We start from the raw sequence: 2,104 nt of genomic DNA on the forward strand, positions 1-2,104 counted from the left end.
TTTTTTTTGCTTGCGGTGTCAAGGAATAATGCACCTACTGCTTCGCCTTCTGTGATTTCAATAGATCCTCCTGTCATTTGAATGACACCATTGTCTTTTGCTTCAAGTCCAATAACAGTCTCTTTAATGGTTGCATTATTATGCAAATCAATCATGCTGTTAGGACCAGTGGATTTTGCGCCTGTTCCTTTGTTATATGCGGTGAGAGTGATATCGGCGACATCAATATATCCGCCATTTTCTGTCAACAGAGCACTTTTTTTCCCCTTTACAGTTCCTCCAGTCATTGTGATTTTAGATTGTTCACCATCTGCATGGAGTCCATCATTTTTAGATGTTACTGTGACATTATCGTTTAAAGTAATGGTACTGCATTGTTTAGCTTGTACCTCACCGCCAAAGGAACTGACAGATATTATCACATGTGCATCAGAAGATGCTGCTACGGATAAATCTGCTTCATTAACGGTTACATTTTTTAAAGTAATTATGCCTTTTCTAGCGGAGATTCCTTTGCTCATCGAAGTGTTGTCTTTACCGCTTGATAATTTCACGTTTTCCAATATCGTTGTGCCACTGTCATCAGTGTCTGATATAACGCCATAATCGGCTGCAATAACACCTCCTATCATCTTAAATGTACTACCATGCCATATTCCAACACCACTATGCAGCTGAGTATCGTTTGCACTTTTAATGGTTGTATCCCATAACTCAATTGAAGATTGGGTTCTAAGGACTACAGCATCCAAATCGTTGTTTATTGGATGACCTCCGGTCAGTGTTAAGTTTTTACCGATGACTTTTCCACCATTTGTTGTTTGAATATATTCATAAGTCTTGTTTGATACGTTTTTTACTTCTCCTTTATCAACTTCAAGAGATTCAGCATGTACGTTGAGATTTTTGCCAAAAAGCATAATTGCTGCGATAGCTGTACAGGAGAGTAAAGATTTTTTAGACATAGCTGTTCCTCCCTTATAAGCTCCGCATGTTCTCCCCGCTTAGAAGTAAGAAAAATAAACAATTTAAATTTTAATTACAATACTTACCTATTAGTTAATTTGTTATTATTTGTCAAATATTATAAATTTACTTTTTAATAAAATAAATCATTTTTATTGTTTAATACATAGTATATTAATAGTTAATATATATTAATACTTAAAATATTTTAAATAAAAACATCAAATGAGAGACAAAACAATATTTTTGTTATGAAATAAGTTAGGATTGAGATATTTTCGTTTAAAAGCTTTGTCCTGAAAGAGTAAAAGCACTTTCAGTAATAAGTAATAATAGTGCAAACAAATGACAGGTTGGTAGGGATTTTTCTGTTGGAAGTAAGTACAAGTTTCTACTCATCATCTTGAGAAAGAGGAAGTGACGAGATTTCTGTATCAAGCGCATCTATAAAATCGATAATAAAAACAGCATTAGTCCCCAAATCTCTTGGCGAATAACGAGAAGCAGAACGCATATCAACAAAAGTTGTATCCCCTTCACCAGTTAAACGAATAACAATATCTGAAATAAAGCCAAGGTAAAAAGTTTTTGCCATTGTTTCAATATAAAGCGCATCTTCTTCACCTTTAAACTTTTTTTGAGCCACAACTGGCCAATCATACGCAGCTAAAACATTGAGAACGGATTCGCGAATACGGTCAGGTGATCCATCATAACGGCGCCCCGATATTTCTGGCCATTGTGACATCTGTAATGTTTCTTGTTCAGTCAAAACACTTTTGAGCGGTAAAGCAATGCACAAGCTTGTAGGCATAATTATGTGTCTACAAACTTGACAGGAAGGTTTAGGTGCATAATTTTACAAAATTATATATTTAATTTGGATTTTTTTTATGAATGAGCTTATTAGTATTATTGTAGAATTATTATTTTCTATAGGTGCTTTATTTATATTTTTCTATACATTGTTTTCATATTATAAATCTAAAGGTTATAGTAAAAAATAAATTTGAAAAAAAATTTTGTTAAGAATATCTTTGTTCGTTATATTATTTTCTATAACATTTTTTATTTATATACGTTATTTCTATGAACAATGATTATTCATTATTAATTTATAATTATAGATTAATTTGGA

2 pseudogenes are annotated in these 2,104 nt (G+C 32.5%); both read right to left on the reverse strand.

Features of this window, described 5'->3' with window-relative positions:
• Nucleotides 1–965 (reverse strand): annotated as a pseudogene (locus ACFIL8_RS09440) (autotransporter outer membrane beta-barrel domain-containing protein); the annotation flags it as partial.
• Nucleotides 966–1,357: 392 nt separating this feature from the next.
• Nucleotides 1,358–1,759 (reverse strand): annotated as a pseudogene (locus ACFIL8_RS09445) (DUF1499 domain-containing protein); the annotation flags it as partial.
• Between the last annotated feature and the right edge of the window lie 345 nt (nucleotides 1,760–2,104).

Origin of the sequence: Bartonella sp. AP57NXGY (genome assembly GCF_042195805.1) — a bacterium.
Classification (GTDB): domain Bacteria; phylum Pseudomonadota; class Alphaproteobacteria; order Rhizobiales; family Rhizobiaceae; genus Bartonella.